The 3,491-nt window shown below is 35.3% G+C and carries 3 protein-coding genes; all 3 read left to right on the top strand.

What is annotated here, in order from left to right; genetic code table 11:
• The first annotated feature begins 62 nt into the window (after positions 1–62).
• The 3 genes from ACIQZC_RS10110 (at position 63) to ACIQZC_RS10100 (ending at position 3,115) form a co-directional block, all read left to right on the top strand.
• Positions 63–845 (top strand): sulfite exporter TauE/SafE family protein, encoded by a 783-nt coding sequence (locus tag ACIQZC_RS10110; RefSeq protein ID WP_396139101.1) that lies wholly within the window; start codon positions 63–65, stop codon positions 843–845.
• A gap of 57 nt (positions 846–902) precedes the next feature.
• Positions 903–2,312, top strand: a complete 1,410-nt coding sequence (locus tag ACIQZC_RS10105) for a rhodanese-like domain-containing protein (RefSeq protein WP_396139100.1) — start codon at positions 903–905, stop codon at positions 2,310–2,312.
• Positions 2,313–2,566: 254 nt separating this feature from the next.
• On the top strand, positions 2,567–3,115 hold the full coding sequence (locus tag ACIQZC_RS10100; RefSeq protein ID WP_396139099.1) for a hypothetical protein: 549 nt from the start codon (positions 2,567–2,569) through the stop codon (positions 3,113–3,115).
• Positions 3,116–3,491: the final 376 nt, after the last annotated feature.

Here is a 3,491-nt window from a genome sequence, read left to right as displayed (position 1 = left end):
GCTTTGGAAATCGAAGGAAAAATAAAATTACATCGAAATAAAATAGAAATACTGCAATTTTAATGGAACTATTTGGCTATTTTGGAGCATTATGCATCGGATTAATTTTAGGATTAACAGGTGGTGGCGGATCAATATTAACCGTACCCATTTTGGTTTATGTAATGCTAATCGATCCGATAATTGCTACCGCTTATTCGCTATTCATTGTAGGAACAACCTCTGCTTTTGGGGCAGTTCAAAATTACAGAAAAGGCTTAGTTGACATTAAAAACGGCTTTTTGTTTGCAATACCTTCTTTTGTTGCGGTATATATTACCAGACGCTTTTTAGTACCGCTGATTCCCGAAAGAATATTGGAACAACCCTTTCTGCTTACAAAAAGTACCTTTTTAATGGTGTTTTTTGCAGTTATTATGGTATTAGCCGCTATTTCTATGCTGAAAAAGAAAAAAGAAGTAGTAGAAACAGCCGGAAACATCGCAATATCAACCTTACTTTTTCAAACATTCACCATCGGAATCATTATCGGATTAGTAGGTGCTGGTGGCGGTTTCTTAATTATTCCTTCGTTAGTTTTGTTTGCTAAATTACCGATGAAAAAAGCAGTAGGCACTTCTCTTTTCATCATTGCCATGAATTCGCTAATCGGGTTTTTAGGAGATGTGCAAACCATTACAATCGATTGGAAATTTTTAAGTTCCTTTACCGGAATATCCATTATCGGAATTTTTATTGGCATTTATTTGAATAAATATGTTAACGAATCGCAATTGAAAAAAGGATTTGCTTATTTTGTACTTTTTATGGCCACCTTTATTTTAGTTAAAGAATTAGCAATGTAACTTTTGTTACTTCAGAAACCCTACAATACAATTATTTTTACAAAAAATTATACAGATATGAAAATAGAACAAATATACACCGGATGCATAGCTCACGCAGCTTATTACATTGAAAGCAACGGAGAAGCAGCAATTTTTGATCCACTTCGTGAAGTACAACCTTATATCGATAGAGCGCAAAAAGATAACGCTAAAATTAAATACATTTTTGAAACTCATTTTCACGCCGATTTTGTTTCGGGACATTTAGATTTGGCACAAAAAACAGGAGCCTCAATTGTGTATGGTCCAACAGCTCAGCCTAATTTTGATGCTATTGTAGCAACCGATTACCAAGAATTCAACGTAGGAGGTGTGACCATTAAAGCTATTCATACGCCGGGACATACGCTTGAAAGTACTTGTTACTTAGTAACTGATGAAGAAGGAAAAGACCACGGAATCATTACAGGTGACACGTTATTTATTGGCGATGTAGGCCGACCAGATTTGGCTCAAAAATTAGTAGAAGATTTAACCCAAGAAGTTTTAGCCAGCCATTTATTTGATTCGTTGCGCAATAAAATCATGCCGTTGAGCGATGACTTAATTGTGTATCCAAATCATGGTGCCGGAAGTGCTTGTGGAAAAAACATGAGTAAAGAAACCACTGATACATTGGGTAACCAAAAGAAAGTAAACTATGCGTTGCGCGCTGATATGACGCGTGATGAATTCATTGCCGAATTATTAGACGGTTTAACTCCACCACCAGCTTATTTTCCTCAAAATGTCATGATGAATATTGAAGGGTATGATAGCCTAGAACACATTATGGAAAAAGGAAATATTGCTTTACTTCCAAACGAATTTGAAGCGGTGGCGAATCAATCTGAAGCGTTAATTTTAGACGTAAGAAACGAAAGCGAATTTGTAGCAGCACACATTCCTGGATCCATTTTCATAGGACTACACGGTCAATTTGCACCTTGGGTAGGCGCATTAATTCGCGATACGAAACAACCTTTATTATTAATAACTCCCGAAGGTTTAGAAACCGAAACTATTACGCGTTTATCGAGAGTAGGATTTGATCATACCTTAGGCTATTTAAAAGGCGGAATTGACGCATGGAAAGCAGCAGGATATGAAACCGATTCAATTACATCGATTACTCCAGAAGCTTTTGCAGCACAATATGAAGAGGCTACTATTGTAGATGCGAGAAAGCCAAGCGAATTTGAGGCCGAACATGTAGAAAAGGCAATAAATATTCCGTTAGATTATGTAAACGAGCAATTAGCCGAAGTACCAAAAGAAGAAACCTTCTTTTTACATTGCGCTGGCGGATACCGTTCGGTAATTATGTCTTCTATTTTAAAAGCACGAGGTTATCACAACATGATCAATGTAGAAAAAGGAATGACAGGCATCCGCACTACCACAGTGCCGCTTACCGCTTTTGTTTGTCCAAGTACGTTGAAATAATACTAACAAAATAAAATTCAGAATCCGACTTCACAAGAGTCGGATTCTTTTGTGCTTTTTATGCGCAACGAGTTTCTATTTATTAGAAAATAATGCTCATAAATTAAAATTTGTTACTTATGTTTTGATAATTGGAAATATTTAGTATATTTGAAAATACGCTACAGAGTAGCGAATATACACACCCAAAAATAGGTAGATTGGCGCTATTTTGTACCGAATATATACAAGTTGTAAAATAATTTGACAGAAATATGAAAAGAATAATAATATTAGTATTAGCCTTTTTTAGTTTAATGACTAATGCCCAAACTGAAAAAGTTGACAGTTTACAAATAACAGCAAATAATGTAAACGGATTTTTAATTAAAGAATTTGAAAATAAATCAGCGAAAGAAATATATTCTTCATTAAAGAAATGGACTCAATATAATATTAATAATGCTGATTATGCAACTAATAGTGACATAGAAAACGAATATCTTTCATTTACAATAAATGGAGTTGGAGAAATTAGATATAAGCAAAGTAAACAATGGCTATTCAAATTAAACCTATATGTTGAAGTTAGGATTAAAGAGAACAAAATGAGATTAGACATAGTTGTTAAAAGAATTGCAGGACAAGGTCATGATGATATTTCGATTAATGGAGGTATGAATTCTTTATTTAAAAGTAATGGAGAGCCTCGAAATTCAACTGAAACTTATAGAATAGATGTTGACAAATCATTGAATAACTTTGCTAATGAAGTTTTTTCAGCCATTAATGGTAAATTAGATTATAAAAAATCAGATTGGTAAATTAACCCGATAGCGCGGAATTGCATACCCGATAGCGCGGAATTGCATACCCGATAGCGCGGAATTGCATTCCGTGCCCACAAAGAGCATAAAAACATAAACTGTTACTTACACAAAACAAAAAAACCTGTCTAAATTAGACAGGCTTTTCAAAAGACTCGAAGGCTATGCCTGACTGAGCGAAGCTAAAGGCGGCGAACCGATTGAAAACAAAAAAGCCTGTCTAGATTTAGACAGGCTTTTCAAAAGAAAGGCGGCGAACCGAGCTTGCGAACACGGCGTACCTATAAAAAAAATAACCCCAGCTTAAAAAGCTGGGGTTACTAAAAAAAGGCGGCGACATACTCTCCCACATAACTGCAGTACCATCTGCGCA

It is taken from the genome of Flavobacterium sp. (genome assembly GCF_044338735.1).
Lineage (GTDB): Bacteria > Bacteroidota > Bacteroidia > Flavobacteriales > Flavobacteriaceae > Flavobacterium.
The sequence above is the reverse complement of the archived record's forward strand: the minus strand, read 5'-3'. Positions and strand labels throughout refer to the sequence as shown.